Annotated in this window: 12 protein-coding genes; 5 read left to right on the top strand and 7 right to left on the bottom strand. The window is 49.3% G+C overall.

Annotated elements, in window-relative coordinates:
• The coding region (locus BM082_RS24725; protein ID WP_074925285.1) for a VCBS domain-containing protein at positions 1–8,435 on the bottom strand (8,435 nt) is incomplete at its 3' end.
• A 515-nt stretch (positions 8,436–8,950) separates the two neighbouring features.
• On the opposite strand from BM082_RS24725, the gene BM082_RS03315 reads away from it, so the two are divergent.
• Both BM082_RS03315 and BM082_RS03320 read left to right on the top strand, forming a co-directional pair.
• Positions 8,951–11,641 carry a response regulator gene (locus BM082_RS03315; protein ID WP_074925287.1) on the top strand — a complete coding sequence of 897 codons (2,691 nt, stop codon included), beginning with the start codon at positions 8,951–8,953 and terminating at the stop codon, positions 11,639–11,641.
• The gene (locus tag BM082_RS03320) at positions 11,628–13,394 is read left to right on the top strand and encodes a two-component system response regulator (RefSeq protein ID WP_017011036.1); all 1,767 of its coding nucleotides are present in this window, start codon (positions 11,628–11,630) and stop codon (positions 13,392–13,394) included. Before BM082_RS03315 ends, BM082_RS03320 begins: the two co-directional genes overlap by 14 nt.
• Before the next feature lie 71 nt (positions 13,395–13,465).
• On the opposite strand, the gene BM082_RS03325 is transcribed toward BM082_RS03320, so the two are convergent.
• On the bottom strand, positions 13,466–14,164 hold the full coding sequence (locus BM082_RS03325; RefSeq protein ID WP_017011035.1) for a DUF1223 domain-containing protein: 699 nt from the start codon (positions 14,162–14,164) through the stop codon (positions 13,466–13,468).
• Between the two features lie 812 nt (positions 14,165–14,976).
• Between BM082_RS03325 and BM082_RS03330 the strand changes: the two genes are divergently transcribed.
• A complete protein-coding gene (locus BM082_RS03330; RefSeq protein ID WP_017015206.1) occupies positions 14,977–15,618 on the top strand; it encodes a DsbA family oxidoreductase in 642 nt (213 codons plus the stop codon).
• A gap of 76 nt (positions 15,619–15,694) precedes the next feature.
• Here the strand turns inward: BM082_RS03330 and BM082_RS24730 are convergent, their stop codons facing one another.
• Positions 15,695–15,856 carry a ClbS/DfsB family four-helix bundle protein gene (locus tag BM082_RS24730; protein ID WP_137071592.1) on the bottom strand — a complete coding sequence of 54 codons (162 nt, stop codon included), beginning with the start codon at positions 15,854–15,856 and terminating at the stop codon, positions 15,695–15,697.
• Between the two features lie 154 nt (positions 15,857–16,010).
• Here BM082_RS24730 and BM082_RS03335 point away from each other — a divergent pair, with 154 nt between their 5' ends.
• The gene (locus BM082_RS03335) at positions 16,011–17,063 is read left to right on the top strand and encodes a lactonase family protein (RefSeq protein ID WP_017015208.1); all 1,053 of its coding nucleotides are present in this window, start codon (positions 16,011–16,013) and stop codon (positions 17,061–17,063) included.
• Between the two features lie 91 nt (positions 17,064–17,154).
• Here BM082_RS03335 and BM082_RS03340 read toward each other — a convergent pair whose 3' ends face one another.
• Positions 17,155–17,691, bottom strand: a complete 537-nt coding sequence (locus tag BM082_RS03340) for an outer membrane beta-barrel protein (protein WP_017015209.1) — start codon at positions 17,689–17,691, stop codon at positions 17,155–17,157.
• Between the two features lie 295 nt (positions 17,692–17,986).
• Positions 17,987–18,394 (bottom strand): VOC family protein, encoded by a 408-nt coding sequence (locus BM082_RS03345; protein ID WP_017015210.1) that lies wholly within the window; start codon positions 18,392–18,394, stop codon positions 17,987–17,989.
• A 579-nt stretch (positions 18,395–18,973) separates the two neighbouring features.
• Between BM082_RS03345 and BM082_RS03355 the strand changes: the two genes are divergently transcribed.
• Positions 18,974–19,213 carry an RNA recognition motif domain-containing protein gene (locus tag BM082_RS03355; protein WP_017011029.1) on the top strand — a complete coding sequence of 80 codons (240 nt, stop codon included), beginning with the start codon at positions 18,974–18,976 and terminating at the stop codon, positions 19,211–19,213.
• A 73-nt stretch (positions 19,214–19,286) separates the two neighbouring features.
• On the opposite strand, the gene BM082_RS03360 is transcribed toward BM082_RS03355, so the two are convergent.
• Together BM082_RS03360 and fdhD are read right to left on the bottom strand one after the other, a co-directional pair.
• Complete coding sequence (locus BM082_RS03360; RefSeq protein WP_074925291.1) at positions 19,287–19,703, bottom strand: ABZJ_00895 family protein; 417 nt, start codon at positions 19,701–19,703, stop codon at positions 19,287–19,289.
• 30 nt (positions 19,704–19,733) lie between these two features.
• Positions 19,734–20,567, bottom strand: coding sequence for a formate dehydrogenase accessory sulfurtransferase FdhD (gene fdhD, locus BM082_RS03365; RefSeq protein WP_017011027.1), 834 nt, complete (start codon positions 20,565–20,567; stop codon positions 19,734–19,736).
• Between the last annotated feature and the right edge of the window lie 269 nt (positions 20,568–20,836).

The raw sequence follows: 20,836 nt of genomic DNA on the forward strand, positions 1-20,836 counted from the left end.
GCATCGCCGCCTTCAGCAACAGACGCGCTCAAGTCGCCCGTGACGACTGCGGCATCGTCGGTGCCTTCAACGGTCACGGTGATTTGATGTGTGGAGCCATCAGACGCTGTGAGGGTGAAGGTGTCGTTTGCCGACTCGCCGTCTGGCAGGGTTTGCGCGTTTTCGGCGTTAACCGTGTACGTCCACTCGCCGTCAGTGAGTGTAAGGCTACCGTATTCACCTTCAATCGTGGTGTTACTGATGGTTGGGTTTTCACCGTTATCCGCGTCACTGATGCTGATAGAGCCCGACACTGTGGTGCCTTGGTCCGTGGTGTTGCCCGTCGTGTCGCCTGTGACGACAGCGGCATCGTCAGTACCCGTGATGGTAATGACGATGTCTTGGGTGGTGCCATCTGATGCGGTGACCGTGATGGTGTCCGTCGCGGTATCACCGTCAGCCAGCGATTGGATCGACGCGCTGTCAGCGGTGTACGTCCATGCGCCATCGACGAGGGTCAATGACCCGTATTCACCCGCCAAGGTGCCATTTGGAATGGTGGGCGTTTCACCGGTATCAACATCGGTAATAGTGATGGTGCCAGAGGCTGTTTGCGCACCCGTATCTTCAGTGATGCTCGCGGTGCTATCACCGGTGATAACTGCCGCATCATCTGCGCCTGTCACATCCACCGTGATTTGCTGCACCGTGCCATCCGACGCCGTCAGTGTGAAGGTTTCTTGCTCGGTTTGGTCATCGTTTAATGACGCTGCTTTGGCCGGATCGACCGTGTAGGTCCAGTTGCCGTCAGTCAGCGTGAAGGTACCGTAATCACCGTCGATGGAGACATTGTCAAAGCTTGGTGTGTCACCGTCATCCACGTCAGTGATAGAGAGCGTGCCAGAGACACTGGTTTGAGGCGTGTCTGCGCCTAAATCAATGCCACCCGAGGTCACACCCGTGACAACAGAGGCATCATCGCTGCCTGTTACCGTCACTGTAATTTGGTGCTCAGAGCCATCCGATGCAGTGACCGTGATGGTGTCTGTGGCTGAATCACCGTCACCCATAGATTGTGCATTTTCAGGGTTGACCGTGTAGGTCCATTCGCCGTCAGTCAGTGTGAGGCTACCGTATTCACCTTCGACTGTGCCGTTTTCAAGGGTCGGTTGTACTGCCGCATCAGGGTCGCTGATGTTGATTGAGCCGGAGACAGAGGCATCGCCGCCTTCAGCAACAGACGCGCTCAAGTCGCCTGTGACGACAGCTGCATCGTCAGTGCCTTCGACAGTGACCGTGATTTGATGGGTGGATCCATCAGACGCCGTTAAGGTGAAGGTGTCGTTCGCCGACTCGCCGTCTGGCAGGGTTTGTGCACTGTCAGGGTCAACCGTGTAGGTCCATTCGCCGTCAGTCAGTGTGAGGCTACCGTATTCCCCTTCAATCGTGATGTTATCGATGGTTGGGTTTTCACCGTTATCCACATCACTGATGCTGATAGAGCCAGACACTGTGGTGCCTTGGTCAGTGGTGTTGCCAGACGTGTCGCCCGTCACCACAGCAGCATCATCAGTACCAGTGATGGTAATCACGATGTCTTGCGTGGTGCCGTCTGATGCCGTGACTGTGATGGTGTCCGTCGCGGTATCACCGTCAGCCAGCGATTGGATCGACGCGCTGTCAGCGGTATAAGTCCAAGCGCCATCAACCAAGGTCAGTGAACCGTATTCACCCGCCAAGGTGCCATTTGGAATAGTGGGTGTGTCACCGGTGTCCGCATCGGTAATGGTGATGGTGCCTGAGGCAGTTTGTGCGCCGGCATCTTCGGTAATGCTCGCGGTGAAATTACCAGAGACCACTGCCGCATCGTCGGTGCCTGTGACATCCACCGTGATTTGTTGCACCGTGCCATCCGATGCCGTCAGTGTGAACACCTCTTGCTCGGTTTGATTGTCGTTCAGTGCATCGGCTTTGGACGGATCAACCGTGTAGGTCCAGTTACCGTCAGTCAGCGTGAAGGTACCGTAATCGCCGTCGATCGATACATTGTCGAAGCTCGGTGTGTCACCGTCATCCACGTCAGTGATCGAGAGCGTGCCAGAGACACTGGTTTCTGGGGTATCAGCGCCTAAATCAATGCCGCCAGAGGTCACGCCACTCACCACAGCAGCATCATCACTGCCCGTGACCGTGACCGATATTTGGTGCTCAGAGCCGTCAGAGGCCGTCACTGTAATGGTGTCGGTGGCGGAATCCCCGTCACCTAAAGACTGTGCATTGTCTGGGTTGACCGTGTAGGTCCACTCACCGTCCGTCAGTGTCAGGCTACCGTATTCGCCTTCAATCGTGCCGTTTTCAAGGGTCGGTTGTACCGCCGCATCAGGGTCACTGATGTTGATTGAGCCGGAGACAGACGCATCGCCGCCTTCAGCAACAGACGCGCTCAAGTCGCCCGTGACGACTGCGGCATCGTCAGTGCCTTCAACCGTTACTGTGATTTGGTGGGTTGATCCATCAGACGCCGTTAAGGTGAAGGTGTCGTTTGCCGACTCGCCGTCTGGCAGGGTTTGTGCGCTTTCGGCGTTAACCGTGTACGTCCACTCGCCGTCAGTCAGTGTGAGGCTACCGTATTCCCCTTCAATCGTGATGTTATCGATGGTTGGGTTTTCACCGTTATCCACATCACTGATGCTGATAGAGCCCGATACTGTGGTGCCTTGGTCAGTGGTGTTGCCAGACGTGTCGCCCGTCACCACAGCAGCATCGTCAGTACCTGCGATGGTAATCACGATGTCATGCGTGTTTCCTTCGCTGTCAGTCAGAGTGAGGGTGTCTGTGGTGCTTTCTCCTTCAGCTAAGGACTGACCTGCACCAGGATTGAGGGTGTATGTCCATTCACCATCAGTGAGCGTTAAGCTACCGAATTCACCGTCCACCTTGGTGTTTTCAATGGTTGGCGTATCGCCCGTGTCAGGGTCGACAAGTTCAATGGTGCCTGACGCGCTTGGTGCAACGACACCTGAGCCTTCCGTCAAGGTACCCGTGGTTTCACCAGTGAGGACAGCAGCATCATCTGTCCCCGTTACATTGATGACAAGCGTGTGTTCACCGCCTTCAGAATCAGTGATGGTGATCGTGTCAGCAACAGTGACACCGCCGTCGAGAGACTCAGCAAGCTCAGGGTCAAGGGTATATGTCCAATCGCCATCAACCATGTCGAAGGTGCCATATTGGCCGCTTTGTGTGGTATCAGGTAGCGTTGGGTTGTCACTGGTGTCTGGGTCGTCAATAGACAGGCTTCCGCTCGCGACCAGAGACGCATTATCGTCCGTCACGTTGCCAACGAGATCGCCACTTAACTCAGCGGCACTCTCGCTACCCGTGATCGTAACTTCAATGTCGTGAACCGTTCCATCAGATGCGGTAATGCTGATGGTGTCTGTGGCAGTTTCACCTTCATCAAGGTACTGCGCCAACTCAGGGTCTAGCGTGTATGTCCAAGCGCCATCGACCATTTCTAGCGAACCGTATTGGCCGTGGATTGTGCCGTTTGGCAGGGTTGGATTATCGTTCGAATCTGGATCGACGAGGTCAACTGTACCCGTAGCGGTGAGTAGGCCACCTTCAGCGACGGTGCCCGTTGTGCTGCCTTGCAATACAGGCTCTTGATCAGTGCCGGTAATGGTAATGACGATGTCATGGGTTGAACCGTCAGACGCTTCAATCGTGATGGTGTCGGTCGTAATGTCGCCTTCGTTCAGTGACGCAACGCTGTCTGGATTGAGCGTGTAAGTCCACTCGCCATCAACAAGGTCTAGCGAACCAAACGTGCCGTCTACCGTGGCATCTGGCAGGGTAGGGTTATCATCTGAATCAGGGTCGACAATCTCAATCGTGCCGCTGGTCGTCAGATCGCCCCCATCATCTAAATCGCCTGTTGTGTGACCGCGAAGTTCTGGCGCATCGTCCGTGCCTGTGATGGTGATAACAATGCTTTGCGTTGTACCATCGGTTGCTGTCAGCGTAATGGTATCGGTGTCTGTATCGCCCTCAGGAATTTCCGAGGCAGCGTTTTTATAGAGGGTGTACGTCCATGCCCCATCTACCAACTCCAACGCCCCGTATTCGCCTTCGATGCGTGTGTCATCAAAACTTGGTGTGTCGTCACTATCAACGTCTGAAATACTGATTTCGCCGCTGACAGTCAGGGTTTCGCCGGACGTTGTGTCTGTGAGGTCGCCTGTCACTTCCCCACTAACAACGGGGAGATCATCCGTACCAACAATGTTGATAACGATGTCCATCGGCGTGCCGTCAAGTGAATACACCGTGACGGTGTCTGCCAGCGGGTCACCCGCGTCTAAGCCGTTCAGCATGTCGTTGTGAGACGGATCTGTGGTGTATGTCCAGTTACCGGCTTTGTCGATGGTGACTTCACCGTACGTACCTGTGTAGTTGCCCGCGTTGAAGAAGTATTCGCCGTAATCCGCGTCCGATACCGTTGCGCGGCCTGAGGTGGAAAGCTGACCGTCTGTTTCGTTGATGGTAGCAGACTGCTTGCCACCAAACGTAGCAGCATCGTTTGTGCCATCAATGGTGATGGTGATGCTTTGCATGGTGCCATCTTCAGCGCGCACTGTGATGGTGTCGGTAAGGTGATCACCTTCGCTTAGGCGATCAATTGCGCCTTTTTCATCTGTGGTGCTATATGTCCAAGAACCATCTTCGGCAATGGTCAGTTCACCCCAGCGACCTTCAATGGTTTGCGCCGTAAACGCACCATCAGTGCCATCAACATCGGTAGACGTCAATGAACCTGTGGTAGACATGGTGCCATCTGATTCAATGACCGTACCGGTAATGTCACCGGCAATTTCAGCGGGATCGTTAGTGCCGATAATGGTGACAAGCAGTTCTGTTTCGGTTCCGTCCACTGAGCGTACAGTGATCGACTCGACTAAGGTTTCGCCTTCCGCAAGTGCATCAAGCGCAGAGCTTTGGTTTGGATCTGACGTGTATGTCCAGTTACCGGCGCGATCAATGCTGACCGAACCAAAATCACTGAGATAGGTGCCCGCCAACATGAAAGATTCACCGTAATCTGGGTCAACCGTGTTGATTGAGCCGGATACGCTAATTACATCGTTGGTCTCGTAAACATCTCGGGTTGAAATACCGGAGAAAACGGGCGCGTCGTTCACACCTTCAAGGGTGAACACTATCTGTTGCTCTGTGCCGTCTTCTGCACGAACCGTCACGACTTCGGTCAGAGTATCGCCTTCACCTAGGCGTTCAATTGCGCCAGTCGGATCGGTGGAGGTATATGTCCATGCACCTTCAGCATTGATGGTGAATTCGCCGCGTGGTGTGGATACGGTTTCTGCAACGAAGACATTGTCATTGCCGTCGACATCCTGTGAAGAGAGTTCGCCAGACGTTGATAATGTACCGCCGTTATCAACGACGGTTGCGGTGACATCACCATCAATCACGGCATCATCATTTGAGCCATTGATGGTGATAGTAATTTGGGTTTCGGAACCATCAAGAGAGTAAACGGTGATGGTGTCAGTAATATGCTCGCCGTCTGTGAGCGAGTTAATGGTCGACAAGCTACTGTCGTTTGTTGCATAACTCCAGTTACCCGCCGCATCAATCGTGAGTACGCCGTATTGGCCATCAAGATCGCCGGCTTGCATGAAGGATTGACCCGCATCTGCATCTACCACATTAATAGAGCCTGCTGCAGATAATCCGTCTTGACCTTCAGTGATCGTGCCTGTGCTAATGGCTGAGAATACAGCTTCGTCGTTCACCCCTTGGAAGGTGATTTCAATGTGCTGTTCTGTACCGTCTGCGGCGCGTACCGTCACGACTTCTGTGAGGGTATCGCCCTCACCAAGGGATTTGATGACACCTGTTGGGTCGGTAGATTCGTATGTCCAGTTGCCTGCTGCGTCGATGGTGAGTTCACCGCGCAGGGTAGAAACGGTTTCAGCAACAAAGGCGTTGTTTTGTCCGTCTATATCCGAGGAAGAAAGCTGTCCTGTTGCGGTCAAACCACCTTCTGTGCCGACAATGGTACTGGACACTTCACCTGCCACTTCTGCAGGGTCGTTGGTTCCTGTGATATTCATGACGATTTGATGTTCATCGCCGTTGCTGTCGACCAAGGTGATGACGTCAACGGCTTGTTCACCTTCTGCAAGTGGCGCGGCGGCCTCTTTATCGACGGTGTACGTCCAGTTCCCATTCACCAAGACTAGGGTGCCGTAACTCCCCTGAACGGATGTGTTGGCGATGGTGGTGTTATCGTTTGCATCTGGATCGGAGACGCTAATGCTTCCTGTTGCAACTGCATTTCCGTTTGTGTTGTCTTGAACGGCTGAAGTGGTGTCGCCCGAGATTTCAGCAACATCATCAGTGCCTGTTACGTTGATCGTGATCTGATGCTGAGAGCCGTCAGATGCGGTAAGTGTGATGGTATCTGCTCGTTCTTCGCCTTCCCCAAGCGATTGAGTTTTCTCGCGGTCGACCGTGTAGGTCCAATTGCCATCAACAAGCTCAAAGGTGCCGTATTGCCCGTCGATACTGGTGTTGTCGATGGTGGCTGTTTTACCGTTATCAGGATCGGTCACGGTGATCGACCCTGTCGCTGTTGTCGCACCTTCTGTTGAATCTTGAACGCTCGCTGTTGTGTCACCTGTTACCACAGCCGCATCGTCAGTGCCTGTTACTGCGATCTCGATAGTGTGTTGTGAGCCATCAGATGCGGAAAGTGCGATGGTGTCAGTGGCTTCTTCACCCTCTGCGAGAGATTGGGTTTTCTCACGATCAACGGTGTAGGTCCAATTGCCATCCACAAGGTTAAAGGTACCGTATTGTCCTTCGATACTGGTGTTGTCAATCGTGGCTGTTTCGCCGCTGTCGGGATCGGTAACAGTAATAGAGCCTGTCGCTGTTGTCGCACCTTCAGTTGAATCTTGAACGCTCGCTGTTGTGTCACCTGTTACCACAGCCGCATCGTCAGTGCCTGTTACTGCGATCTCGATAGTGTGTTGTGAGCCATCAGATGCGGAAAGTGCGATGGTGTCAGTGGCTTCTTCACCCTCTGCGAGAGATTGGGTTTTCTCACGATCAACGGTGTAGGTCCAATTGCCATCCACAAGGTTAAAGGTACCGTATTGTCCTTCGATACTGGTGTTGTCAATCGTGGCTGTTTCGCCGCTGTCGGGATCGGTAACAGTAATAGAGCCTGTCGCTGTTGCTGCACCGTCGGTAGAATCCTGAACGACTGCGGTTGTGTCACCAGTAACCACTGCTGCATCATCGGTGCCTGTTACCGTAATATCGATGGAATGCTGTGAGCCATCAGATGCCGTTAATATGATGGAATCAACGGCTTCTTCGTCTTCTGCCAACGATTGCGCTTTGTCTGGGTCGAGCACATAGGTCCAATCGCCATCGACGAGCTCAAAGGTGCCGTATTCACCTTCGATTTGCGTGTTTTCTATAGTCGCTGTTTCACCATTGTCAGGATCGGTTACAGTGATAGAACCCGACGCCGACGTGACGGACTCACTATCAGTGATGCTTGCAGTGACATCACCAGACACTTTTGCAGCATCGTCTTTACCAGTAACAGTGATCGTCACTTGATGCGATGAGCCATCAGTCGCGGTGAGGGTGACGACATCGGTCGCTTCTTCGCCTTCGGCAAGCGGCTTCGCTTTATCTGGGTCTAAGGTATACACCCAATTGCCATCGACCAGCACCAAGGTGCCATAAGCACTATCGATAGTGGAGTTAGGAATGGTTGTTTGATTGTTTGAGTCGGGGTCAGAAATGTTAATGGAACCGGACACGGTAATTGGACCATCGCCGTCGTTATCTTCCAGTTGAGCTTGTGTATCGCCAGAAACGGTTGCAGGGCGGTCGATGACAGAATCAGTGTCTGACGTATCGGTCTCTTGATTTGCGAGCAAGGCATAACGGGTATTACTGATGGCATCGATTTGTAAAGGTGATAAACCGGCTTCCGTTAACATGACATTGATAAAGCGTGGTATGCCCGCCTCTTCACTGCTATCAAATTGATGGCTTTCGATAACAACCTGCGCGCCCCAGCTTGAGTCTGAGACCACTTCGCCAGCAGCGGTTTCGGAATCCTCGACTTGCCCCGGATCTTGCCCTTCTTCGATAGCGGCAATGATATCAATGACATCTGAAGGTAAATTTAGGCTTTCAACACCGTCTTCGCCGACCAATAATGCGTCGTCGAGAACATCAATTTGTTCTTGGTCTTCTGTAACAAGCCAAGCATTTTTTCCCTTTGGCACAGAAATTACATCGCCAGTGTTCAGCTGCATGTTTGGTTGAGCAGGGCTTACTTCCCCATTTTTATCAACCACAAACGCCTGACCCACTACCTGGCTAAGCACTAAATTGACGGCCATATCCTTCTCCCGAACGCTTCCGTTTTAATTATGGAATGTGTGTCTCACAATCAACTCGCTGTATAAACTTAGTACACAACAATCGAAGCTGAGAAAACGATCAAGCCATCTCCAAGATAATGATTAATATGTGTTTCATATATGAGACTTGTGGCATTTAATGAGGATGTTTTTAGTTAAATTGCCTAGAAAATAAGATATTAAATGAAAGTAAAGAAGGCATGCTTTTAATATTGCATAGCAAACAGCGCGTATCAGTGAAACTAAGTAATTGATGAACAGTGGGCAAGTGGAATTGGCAGGTAGGCAAAAAAGCCACTAGTTTTATTAGATAAATACATGCATCTAAAGTGCGACAGAGAGAAGGGTATGTGCGCCACAAGTGCGTTAATTACGCGGAATGACTGGAGCTTTTTGTCATTGATTGTCCGTTTTACTTACAGCGTTTCTCTTACTTTGCCTTTGTGGGATGTTAAGCGACTGCTCTTAGCGAACAACATCGAAAGGAATGTCTAATGAAAGGTTTGGTGAAAAATGAGCCCGTCATCGTGCTTGCTGATGAAGATCTTTCTCACATCGATTTCTATCAACAAGTGCTCAGCGAAAATGGCTTTTGGCTCCGTTCTGTTGCCACACCTCAAAAACTTAACACCATTCTCGAACAGCACCCCGTTAATATTCTTGTGTTGAACATGGACTTTCATTTCGCCGATGGAGAGTCGCTGCAACAAGAGATCCGCAAAATCCGCCAAATTCCAACGTGCACAGACACCCGCATTCTTCTCACGACCAACCAATTCTCTGCCGAACAAAAACAACTGGCGTATCGCACAGGTGCCAGTGATTACCTGGTTTACCCCATCGCGCCAGATGAATTGTTTCTGAAAATGGGGATGCATTTAATTGCTGGGGCGCGCAAAGGCATTCCGAGTGCACTGAGCCGCAGTTTTAATGTGTTAGCCGAAACCAATATGTCCTTGTACCCCTTATTGGCGACGGCGGCGAGTTGCGCACAAATGTTGAAGAAAACATCGCTCAGTAACAAACAAGCGGTGTATGTGGATAGCCTACATCGTGCCATGAAGCGTGCCACGGTATTGAGCGACAACCTTCAAGATTTTGAAGAGCTTTCAACCCAGTTTCTGACGTTAGAGAACACGCCTTTTGACCTCGACCAATTGCTTGAAAGCTTACGTGACTATTTACTGGGCGAAGCCGAAAGCCGAGAAGTTGAGTTGTTGTTCAATGTCCCACTTGATGTACCACGCTCCTTGGTCGGTGATCCCGACAGAATGCGTCGTATTCTTCTCAATCTGATTTCTGAAGCAATTTTGATTGGTGAAGGGTGCCCGATTGTGTTGAGCATTAACGCCGACAACCTTTCTGAACATTCAGTGACGTTGCGCGTATCGATTCAAGAGAATATCGCTGAGCACGACGAGCCATCTGATCACCTCGAAGAGCTTGCTGAGCGTACCATGATGGCGATGTCTGAAGTGGATGAATCTATTCACCTACTCATCGCCAGCTACCTGATCGATTCGATGGGTGGATGCGTCTTGATAGACGACGAAGAGAGCACTACGGGGATCCATTTTAGCCTCGATATGCAAGTCTCTTCTGTTGCGTCAGACAAGAGCTTTGCAGTGCCTGTCGATTTGCGAGAACTCCGCATCTTAGTGGTGGATGACAACCCTTCGTCGATTGCTGTGCATTCCGCGATCATTACATCATTGGGATTTGACTGCGAAGCGGTGAGCAGCGTGGATGAAGCCTTTAGCGCGATAGAAGAAGGCCACCTTGATTTAGAAGGCGAACCGTTTGATCTGGTGCTGCTTGATTGGCACATGCCGGGTAAAAAAGGTTACCACTTGCTCGACAAGCTTCAGGCAGACATGCCGAAAGACAAAATTCCCCTGGTGATCGTGATCAGCGCCTTTGACAAAGCACACATTGAAAAAGAAAAAGGCAAAGGGAAAATCAATGGCTACCTGCACAAACCGATTTCCGCCTCTGTCATGTTCGACACCATCATGGATGTCATGGGACAAAACTTACCGAAAACGCATCGCCGCGTGTTAGATGCGCAGAACCGATTATCGGGCGTGTCTGTTAATGGGGCAGGTAGACGCATTTTGGTGGTAGATGACATGCCTATCAATCAACAAATCGCGCAGGAAATCCTGATCAGTAATGACTTCCAAGTCGATATCGCGCAGACAGGCAAAGAAGCGGTAATGAAAGTGTGTCCAGCGCCTGAACTGTATGACGCGATTTTAATGGACTTGGAAATGCCGGAAATGAATGGCTTAGAAGCCACGCGCATTATTCGGGAAACCGCAGACTCAGAACACTTACCGATTCTGGCCGTGACTGCGCATACCATGGAACGTGATCGACAGCGTTGTAGTGATGCAGGTATGAATGACCATGTGGCGAAACCCATTGAAGCAGAATCTTTGCTACAGAAATTGGCTGTTCACCTTGGGCTTGCGGTAACGACCACAGATTTGTTGGTGTCTGAGGCGGAAGACGAGGAAGACGAGTATGACTATGTCGATACCGAAGAAGGCATTAAGCGCGTAATGGGCAACGACACTCTCTACTTCAAATTGCTCAGTGATTTTGTGCATCAGGCACGCGTGCAAGAAAACATGCTGTATCAACACATCGAATCTGGGCAGTTAAAGCAAGCGGCTGAACATGCCCATACCATTGCCGGTAGCGCAGGTAATTTGTCGGTGATTGCGCTCAGAAAATCGGCGAAGCAGTTACAAAATGTCCTTATGGCGTTAGGTGATCATGATGCCGCGTTAAGCCAGTTCAAGCGCGACGTTGATAATGCCATCAAAGAAATCGGCCAGATTTTGCTAAAACGCGGTGGCACAGCCAATGATTCTAAACGCCAAGGCGAGGCGACACAAAACAATACAGGGACGATGGATAACAGCGAAGCGAATGCATTTTTGAACAGGATGATGCATTTCAAAAATCAGGTAATGGCACAAGATTTAATGGCCATCGATACCTATTACCAGTTGTTGGTGGATTACTGCGACGTTGCCCCCAAGCTCAAACCCATCGGTGACAAGCTGATTAACCTGGAATATACCGAAGCCATGGTGGCTTTAAACGCCTATTTGGATGAAGAAATGAACGGAAAACCGCAGGTTGAAATGGTGGGAGGTGCGAATGATAAACGTTAGTCAGGATGCATTTGATAAAGACACCATACTGCTGATCGACCCCTCTCCGAATAGCATTCGCATACTCAATGCCATTTTGGGAGAAGAATACCGCGTCATCTTTTCAACCACGGGCAAAACCGCCAGTGTGTTAGCGAAATCTGAAAAACCCCGCTTGATCCTGATGGACGCGGATCTGCCTGATATTGACGGTTTTGAGCTTTGCCAGAAATTTAAAAATGACATCAGCACACGCGACATCCCTCTCATCTTGATCACTGAACCTCAAGAAGATGAAGGGCGAGAAATGGGCATGAAAATCGGTTGTGCTGATTACATCAGCAAGCCTGTTTCGCCAGCAGAAGTGAAACTGCGTATATATAATCAGCTCCGACTGCGTCGTAATGAAGAGTTAATATTGCAGCGCGCACTTTATGATTCCCTGACAGGGTTGGCAAACCGCAACCTGACACTCGATCGTTTGCGCTATGCCATCACACATGATTTACGCCGAGGGCAACTTACCGGCGTGATGCTCGTCGACATCGATGGTTTCAAGCTGATTAATGACACCTTAAGCCATGATGTGGGTGATCAAGTGTTGGTGGAGCTTTCAAAGCGCATCACCAAGGTTGTGCGAGAAATTGACACCGTGGGGCGAGTGAGCAGCGATGAGTTCCTGATTGTGCTTCCTGGTTTGCACACAACCGAAAATGCCTGCCAAATTGCCAGCAAACTTAGGAAGACCATCAATAAACCCATTTCAATTAACGGTGATGGTGAAGTGCATGTTACCGCCAGTATCGGTATTTCGATTTCGCCGTTGGATTCCGATGATTTTAAACGATTATTTGCCAATGCTGATGTTGCCAAACAGCAAGCTAAAAGTGGTGGAAAAGACTGCTATCGCCTATTCACCTCAGAAATGAATGACAGTGTGCATGAGCGCGTGCGTATGGAATACCACCTTGTGTGGGCGCTATCGAAAAATGAGTTCTCGTTGGTCTATCAACCTTTGATAGATATGCAAACCAACAAAGTGGTGGCGGCGGAAGCCTTACTGCGTTGGAACAATGAAGAGCTAGGCTCTGTGCCGCCCGATAAGTTCATTGCGATCGCAGAGCAATCTAATCTGATTTACGAAATCGGCAATTTTGTACTCAGAACGACCATTAGAGACTTTGCCAGTTTGAAAAACTCATCGGGTGAATTACTGCATTTGGCGGTCAACATTTCACCGCAGCAAATCCGCCAACCCAATTTTATCGCCGACCTTGAAAAGCATTTAGATCACGATGGTTTTGACCCTTGCCGGTTAGAGTTGGAAGTGACAGAGGGCTTGCTGCTGACCAAGCAATGCCAAGTCAAAGAAATGATTTCACAGTTGCACGACATGGGCGTGATGCTGTCGATGGATGACTTTGGAACCGGGTACTCTTCGTTAAGTTATTTGCTGCAATTCCCGTTCGATGCGCTGAAAATCGACCGCTCGTTTGTCGATGGTATTACGGATGTGGAGCTAAATGAAACGCTTGCGACTGCCGTGATTGCAATGGCGAAAGGGCTACGAATTAAAACGGTGGCAGAAGGCGTTGAAACTGCCGAGCAATTTGAAATGCTGAAATCGAAAGGCTGCGATTTGGCGCAGGGCTATTATTTAAGTCGACCACTCCCCCTTGAAGGCTTTAAAGCATTCCTTGAGGAAAACAAAGAAATTGTGGTCCCAGATACCAGTGAAGTCACCAATGGGAAATCTGAGGATTATTCGATGTAGCGACGACGTACCTATACACCCTTTCGCTTGTCTCACTTCCCCAAACAATGAGGCAGTGAGGCTCTCTTCTCTTAATTCGGGTAAGGGTTATCTAGCCAACCAGCAACGGTTTGAACCGGATCACCGCCTTGGGGTGGTGTTAGCCAAATTGCAATTGCATCGGCGGAGATGTCGAGCGAGCTTGGCAGCGTATATTCCCAATGGTTTTTCCCTGCTTTCTTAGCAAAATCCACCACGATGAAGTCATGATCTAGCGTTCTTCCTCGATTTTCGCCACGTTTGACCTCAGTTGTTTGATTCATTGCCACAAGCGCAATGTTTGCGACCAAGGTCTGTGTACCTTCGTAGTCGAGTCGAAGCGTTTTGTCTGCCAGCGTTGCGGTCAATGTTGGTGCTCTTGGGCCATTGGCATAAGGAATGGCCTGTCGAGCGAAAAACCCTCGCCATTCTTGGTCATTAATGAACCATCCGGGAGTGTACACGCCACTGGATTGCCCCTGATTGACCTTGTCTCTTTGACGCTGACTATAAGCGGCATCAGCAAATGTGTCGTCCCAACCAATGTAGTTCCAGTAATCGACATGAAAGGCGAGGGGGATGACTTTGTTCCATAAGTCAGCGCTACGTTCGAGGGCATTGAGGGTAGCTTCTGCAGGAGGGCAACTGCTGCACCCTTCAGAGGTGTAGAGCTCAACAACGGTAGCGGGTGCGTCGGCATTGACCCACGTTTGACCGACACTCGCGAAAGGAATGGCCGCCGCCATTAGCATTAACTTTTTCATTCGTCGTACCTACATCCACATCGTCAATTCTCCGATATACACAAAGACCCGACAGTTGGCCCGGGCATTTCAACGATCGTTTTATTTGGTCAACTTATCAAAGCCATACTCAAATACTACACAGATTTTTCAACCATAAATCGATAACCTAAAAAGCAGCGTGATACAAAAAGGAACGATTCCGTGGTAAAGGATACCGGCACGATTACAAGAGGTTATGTTCCAGGTGTGATAGGGCGAGTGGCAGAGCCTCATGCCTATTTTTATGCTGAGCACTGAGCACTGAGCACTGAGCACTGGGTATTTGGTGTGGTATTTGAAGCAAAGGTGGCGACGGAGATATCGGCGTTTTTTGAATGCTAAGACCCAAATAAAGATCTCACGTTGACGGTCTCTAAGCATGGGCGCGTTGAAGGTTCCGTCACCATTGATCACTCGAATGAGAAAGAGGGTGTGGCTCACCTTCGTTGGTTCATTGTGTCAGATGAAATGAGAGGGAAAACAATGGGGACATTGTGTGACTGAACAAATGTTTGAGTTGTCTCTCTCTCCGATAATAGCGGCGAGTGGTGTTGGCGAACTATCCTAGTTATATCAGCGTACCTAGTTCTGCCAATGCACCTAGCTATACCGATGCATCTAGCTATACCAATGCATCGAGTTCTACCAACGAACCTCGTTATACCAAAAAACTTAGGCGTAACAACGCACTAAGAGTTGATAGTGAATACGTAATGGATTGACCACGATGACGTTGTGGTCACAATACAAACGAATAAATGAGGAAAGGAAGCGACAACATGGCCGAAAAAATCAAAATCGATATTGTCTCTGATGTGGTATGCCCGTGGTGCATTCTTGGGTATCAGCGCCTTCAAGCGGCAATCGATGAACTCGGCATCTCAGATAACATTGAGATTGAGTGGCAGCCATTCCAGTTGAACCCGAATGTACCAAAAGAAGGGGTGAACCTTCATCAGCATTTGATGAAAAAATATGGCATGTTGAAGATGGATAGCGATCGCAACCGTCAACAACTTATTAAGCTTGGTTTGCAATCTGGCTATGCGTTCAATTTCTTTGAAGAAATGAAAACATTGAACACACGGGATGCGCACATCCTTCTTGCGTTTGCGAAGTCGGTAGAAAAGCAAACTGCCCTGAAAACACGCTTATTTGATGCGTATTTTAAAGAGCAGCAGGACATTTCCGACCGCACTGTGCTTTCAGGCTTACTCGTTGAGGTAGGCATTGACGCCGAAAAAGCCATGGCACAACTCGATGACCAAGAGGCACAGCAAGCCTTTGACGCGGAAAATGCGTATTGGAAAGAGCTTGGTGTTTCTTCTGTACCCACTTTTGTTTTCAATCGAGAAAGCGCAGTGTCTGGTGCTCAACCCGTCGAAACGTTAAAGCAAATTTTGCAGGAACTGACGCCGTAGTCATTGCTCCGACAAATTAAAATAAAACGCCGCGAAGCTGGATGGCTATCGCGGCGTTTTTGTGCTCAATGACACTTTACCGTATTCCCTTTCCCGTTTTAAAGCGTCGTATTTTTGTTCGTACATTTTTCATTGGCGTCATATGTTCTGGAACGGCGCGGTAATCCAACATCAATTCGGCGTGGGCATCACGGATCGCTTGTTCTAATGCATCTTTTGATTGGGGAATGGATAACATGCGTTCGCTTCTACGTGATTGGAGAGAAGCAATGAATTACAACATTGAAAGTAAGCTGTTATTCATCGTATTTCAAGACTTTAGCTTGCTGACTTAACGGTGGTCTCTGTTAGTATCAATGTCTTCTAAAAGTGATATGGAAAGGCACAAGCAGATGACAGTGACACACAGATTATTGATTGGTAGTTACACCCAACCGATGGGCGCCATTGATGGTGAGGGTGAAGGTATTCTTGCTGTTGACCTTGATGCCCAAACAGGCGCGTTTTCTGCCCCGAATCTCGTGTCGCGCTGTGAGAACCCCTCCTATGTAACCGTTGCTGGCGAACATGTATTCGCGGTGACTGAATTCGCGCGGCAAGAAGGCGCAAGCATCGGTTTGTTGACACATCGCGATGGCAATATCAATGAAGTGTCATCGGTCGCGATTGAAGGCGATTATCCGTGCCACGTTGCAGTGAATGCAGCACAGAATCTGGTGGTGGCATCAAACTACGGTTCTGGCAGTTTTAGCGTGTATCGCCTTGAACAAGGATCTCTGACGCACTTCGATACTGTGCAGCATAAGGGCGTAGGGGCAAACCGCGATCGACAAGAAGCACCACACGCCCACTTCGCACAGTTTCTGGCAACCTCGAATACCTTAGTTACCGTTGATCTGGGAACCGATCGTGTGAGTTTTTACCCTTTCTCTGATACGCAGCTTGACCGAGATAATGCGCAACATGTGATTTTCCCTCCCGGCAGTGGCCCGCGTCATCTCGTGTTTAACCAGCAAGAATCACTCGCTTACGTGCTGTGTGAATTATCCGAAGAAGTGACCGTGCTGGAGAGAAAAGATGATGGTGTTTGGACGATCGTTCAGGCGTTTTCGCCCTTTGATAAACACAATGAAGGCGGCGCTGCGGCTGCAATTCGTCTTTCTAATGACGAAGAATATTTGTATGTCTCAGGACGTCAGCAAAATGTCATTTGCGTGCTTAAAATAGAAAACAGCAATACGTTAGCCTTACAACAAACAGTAAGCACGAATGGGATTAACCCGAGAGACTTCAACCTTTCTCGTGATGGCGACTGGCTGGTGGTTGCCAACCAAAATACCAGCAACCTCGTGAGTTACCGCGTTGATAAAACAACAGGCTTGCTGTCACCGTCTGGGTATGAATTCGCGACGGGCAATCCGGTATGTATCGCCTTACTCTGCTAGTCAGCAAAGCAAAGTGATACCTAAGCTTGGAATGGAAAACGGCGCTCATCGTGAGCGCCGTTTGGGATTGTTTCATCACGATGTTGTCATTCTAGAGCTGAAAACGATAGCCAAGCTGCAAGCTAAGGTTCTTCTCTGTATAGTCGCCTACAAGATCACTGTCTAACTTACCTTGTGTGTAGCGAAGACCGACAAGGAAGTTCGAGAAGTTTCCATCCACACCCGCTCCCCAACGAACGCCGTCAAGACGCTCACTGGCGGTATCAGAATAGACGCGAAGTGACGAGTACCCGATAAGACCATACGCATCAATCGCATTTTCACCACCAAGCTCAAAACGTTTCCCGATAGGCACGTTGGCGGCAAGAGAGTAATCCTCTTTATCTCCCGAGTATCGCTTTTCAAAGTCGTCGTTGGTGATTTTTGAAAACTCCAACTCGCCCCCGAGCATAAAGCCTCTTTCGAAGATGTTTTTCCCACCCAAATGGATACCGAATTTTCCACCTGCTTCGTCCGCGAACTCATGCGCACCAATGCTGGCAGCGAGATAGATGTCCTGATTTACCGCGTTCGCTGCTGCTGGTGCTGCGGCGAGAGATAGGCAAATCAACCACTGACATTTATTCATTACACATTCCTTTTTATTGTATTTTTTACTAACCCTGATTTGTCGCGCTTTTTTGAGAGTTTGTTTCTGTCTTTAATGAGCAGCCACAGGAACCTAAAAAAGTGCAGGTTTACTGTACATCTGCGGTTAGTGAGAAATGTGTACTGAAAACAATACTTCGGGTGAGGGATATCTATTCATTCAAGATGTTGCGCGCATAGTTGCACTTGGTGGATGTTGATATACGAATCAATGATGAGTCATTGCGTCGTACTAATACGCGATTAAGTCACATTTCACGCGATAACTCGTATTTTTAGGAGAGCGTGCAGCGAAGCTCGACGGTGTTGCCTTCAGGGTCTTTGATGTACAGCGAGTTTCCGTAGCCCTCTGCGCCATACCGTCTTGTAAATGCGGGTGTGTCTATGCCGTGCTGATTGAGGTGTTTAATAATGTCGTCTTCGGATTGAGGCGCTATTTGCAGGCAGAAGTGATCAAGATTATTGTCTGACATCGTCGGTGCTCCTCCACCTACTGCCCCCAATTTACTGCCAACAGTAACAATATCGATCAATGCATTGCCAGCACGCAACTGGGTAAGGCCTGTTTGTTCTGGGGTTTGACGCTCAATCGAGCAACCCAGAATATTCACATAAAATGCGAGCATGTTTTCAAGCTGGGTGGTTCTCAGCACGAGATGATCAATGGCGACGATGTTTATCATTTTGGTGATCTCAAAGGTTGCAAGATGGTGCGATTCGTTGTCTCAATCGACGTTTAAAGCGTGTCTCTTTGACATACCAAACGAGCACACTGTAGGTCATGACGGTGAAAAAGAGTGTGAGTAAGTATAGTGGCAGATCAAGGAAGAAAGTTTGAACGAAGCTTGGCTCTGCGTAATGGAAAAGGCCGATGAATACGCCAATCAGGATAGGGCATGTGATCAGTAAAAAAAGGTGCAGGACGTACACGAACATGCCCTGTTTTCGGTGGTGTTTCCATGTGTGAAATTTGTCTTCGCTACGCATCGCTAAGAATGTCCTTATTCTTTGGCAAAAGAGCAGGGTAATCATGAGGGGGGCGATTTGGCATTAAGAGGAGGAAAATTGCGACCGATTTAGTCTTGAGTAAGTACTAAATTTCTTATTGTTCACCGACACTCTGATGTTGCTCTCGTATCCTGTGAAGCTTGTTTTAAAGACCCTATCCATTGCTGATGCGTGGAGGGTAGCATTAATTCCTTGGTATAGGTCGCATAACCTGAGACAATCCGGCCGATTTCCTTATACCTGAATGGTCTCCTATGAAACTTCTCGTTCGTAACCTTGCTCGCACTACCACTGAACATGAAATTCGTGTTCTGTTTTCTGCTCACGGCTCTGTTGGTCAGTGCTCGCTGGTATTAGACCAAGAAACTGGCCTGTCTAAAGGCTTCGCATTTGTAGAAATGGCAAATGATGATGAAGCGAAAAAAGCGATCTCAAGCTTGAACATGAGCAGTGTGGCGGGCAACGCTATTCGTGTGAAAATCGCGAAAGACTGATTGCTGAACGCAAGACACAAAAAAGCCAGTGCCTGAAAGACTGACTGGCTTTTTGTTTGTGTTCCCAAACTCATCAAACCCCTTTGGCTTGCTTCTCTCGTACTTTTGCCTTGTTCTTTATGCCCGTCTTTTCGCCTGATTTGATCACGAAGTAACTCAGTAAAGCCATCAACGCAGAGAAACCCGCAAATACCCATCCAAAGCTGCCAAACTCCTCGAAAAGATCTGACAAAGACAATCCATGATATTGAAAGGCGGCTAGCGCATAAAAATAACTTGCGCTTGTCCAGATTAAAATCGCGAGCCAGCGTGTTTTTGCAGACATCAAGGTTTCAGTCTTATTACCAAAATAGATACCGGTCAGAATGGCGGGCAGTGCTGTAGAAATAACGCCGGCGCTTGGTACTTCAAACCCGAATGTGTCTTCAATGATGAAAAATATAACGCCTATCAATACGGAGCATAGGCACAAGGCCAGCGAGACTTGCAAGAAGTCTGGTGCTTTTTGGGGCGTGAACTGCTAAGTCGTCAAGCGATTATAAAATCGTGGCGCATCTTGGCGGGGTAGGTGTACAAGGTTGAGATTTGCGGCGATTGCTGCGTTCACAGCAAGTGATGTGGGTGTGCCGAGTGTGATCAACGAACTGACCCCTGCCATCACGGCTTTTTGCACCAATTCAATACTGCAACGGCTCGTAACCAACAAGGTGTGTGTTGGTTGCAACACTCTGTTTCGCATCGCGGCACCCAATGCTTTATCAACGGCGTTGTGTCTGCCGATATCTTCACGACACAATAAAATCTCTCCCTGATGATCAATAAGCATTGCAGCGTGGATCGCTCCGCTTATGTGCCCAAGTGATTGCCATTGACGAAGGGTTTCTCGTAGCGCCAAGATCTTGTCGTCATCGAGCGGTTTTTCGCCGTTCATTGGCGATAAATCAGGGATGGCTTGGCTGAGAGACTCCGCACCACAAATGCCGCACCCGGTTCGTCCTGCTAAGTGTCGTTTTGCTTGCGTTAAACGCGCATTAGCACGATTAGCGAGTTGAACATCAGCAATAATGGCGTCGTTTTCCTGATCGAGGCTGATCTCATGGATCTCGCTGCAATCATTGATGATGCGCTCGGTCAGTGAGAAACCGTAGATGAAGTCGTCAATATCTTGTGGCGTCGTCATCATCACCGCATGGCTGACGCCATTGAAGCTAATTGCCAGCGGCGTTTCGGTCGGTAAAGTGGAAAAGCAGGTCGAAGCGTCTTGGCTGCTGATGTAGTGGTGCAACGAGTGCGGCGCGAGGGCAGTATCACTCTCTAGTTGGGGGATTTCTCTGAACGCTTTTTTCTTCTGCATATCGTGATGTTCTCTTCCTGACGAGCATTTCATACGTTCCCTTTTTCCCATAATAGCGTTTGGCAGAATGCCATGCCTTTTATTGGTACTAAAAAGCGAGCTCACGCAGTGTCGCAATAACGTCAAACTCAGGCGCAAAACCGCACTTTACCCCACAGGTCGCGCATTACCATGTTTGAGATAAAGTCAGCGTTTTTGCGCGTGAGAGCAATGAAATAGCTACACTTTTTTAGGCAACCCGCATGCATCGGGAACGCGTTTGATTCATC

It is taken from the genome of Enterovibrio norvegicus DSM 15893 (assembly GCF_900115495.1).
Taxonomy (GTDB): Bacteria; Pseudomonadota; Gammaproteobacteria; order Enterobacterales; family Vibrionaceae; genus Enterovibrio; species Enterovibrio norvegicus.

Bases quoted from the DNA above. Each gene is read 5' to 3' on its own strand.
- BM082_RS03315 (WP_074925287.1), top strand. From the start codon at position 8,951: ATGAAAGGTTTGGTGAAAAATGAGCCCGTCATCGTGCTTGCTGATGAA.
- BM082_RS03340 (WP_017015209.1), bottom strand. From the start codon at position 17,691: ATGAATAAATGTCAGTGGTTGATTTGCCTATCTCTCGCCGCAGCACCA.
- BM082_RS03330 (WP_017015206.1), top strand. From the start codon at position 14,977: ATGGCCGAAAAAATCAAAATCGATATTGTCTCTGATGTGGTATGCCCG.
- BM082_RS03325 (WP_017011035.1), bottom strand. From the start codon at position 14,164: ATGCTAATGGCGGCGGCCATTCCTTTCGCGAGTGTCGGTCAAACGTGG.
- BM082_RS03335 (WP_017015208.1), top strand. From the start codon at position 16,011: ATGACAGTGACACACAGATTATTGATTGGTAGTTACACCCAACCGATG.
- BM082_RS03355 (WP_017011029.1), top strand. From the start codon at position 18,974: ATGAAACTTCTCGTTCGTAACCTTGCTCGCACTACCACTGAACATGAA.
- BM082_RS03345 (WP_017015210.1), bottom strand. From the start codon at position 18,394: ATGATAAACATCGTCGCCATTGATCATCTCGTGCTGAGAACCACCCAG.
- BM082_RS03320 (WP_017011036.1), top strand. From the start codon at position 11,628: ATGATAAACGTTAGTCAGGATGCATTTGATAAAGACACCATACTGCTG.
- fdhD (WP_017011027.1), bottom strand. From the start codon at position 20,567: ATGCAGAAGAAAAAAGCGTTCAGAGAAATCCCCCAACTAGAGAGTGAT.
- BM082_RS24730 (WP_137071592.1), bottom strand. From the start codon at position 15,856: ATGTTATCCATTCCCCAATCAAAAGATGCATTAGAACAAGCGATCCGT.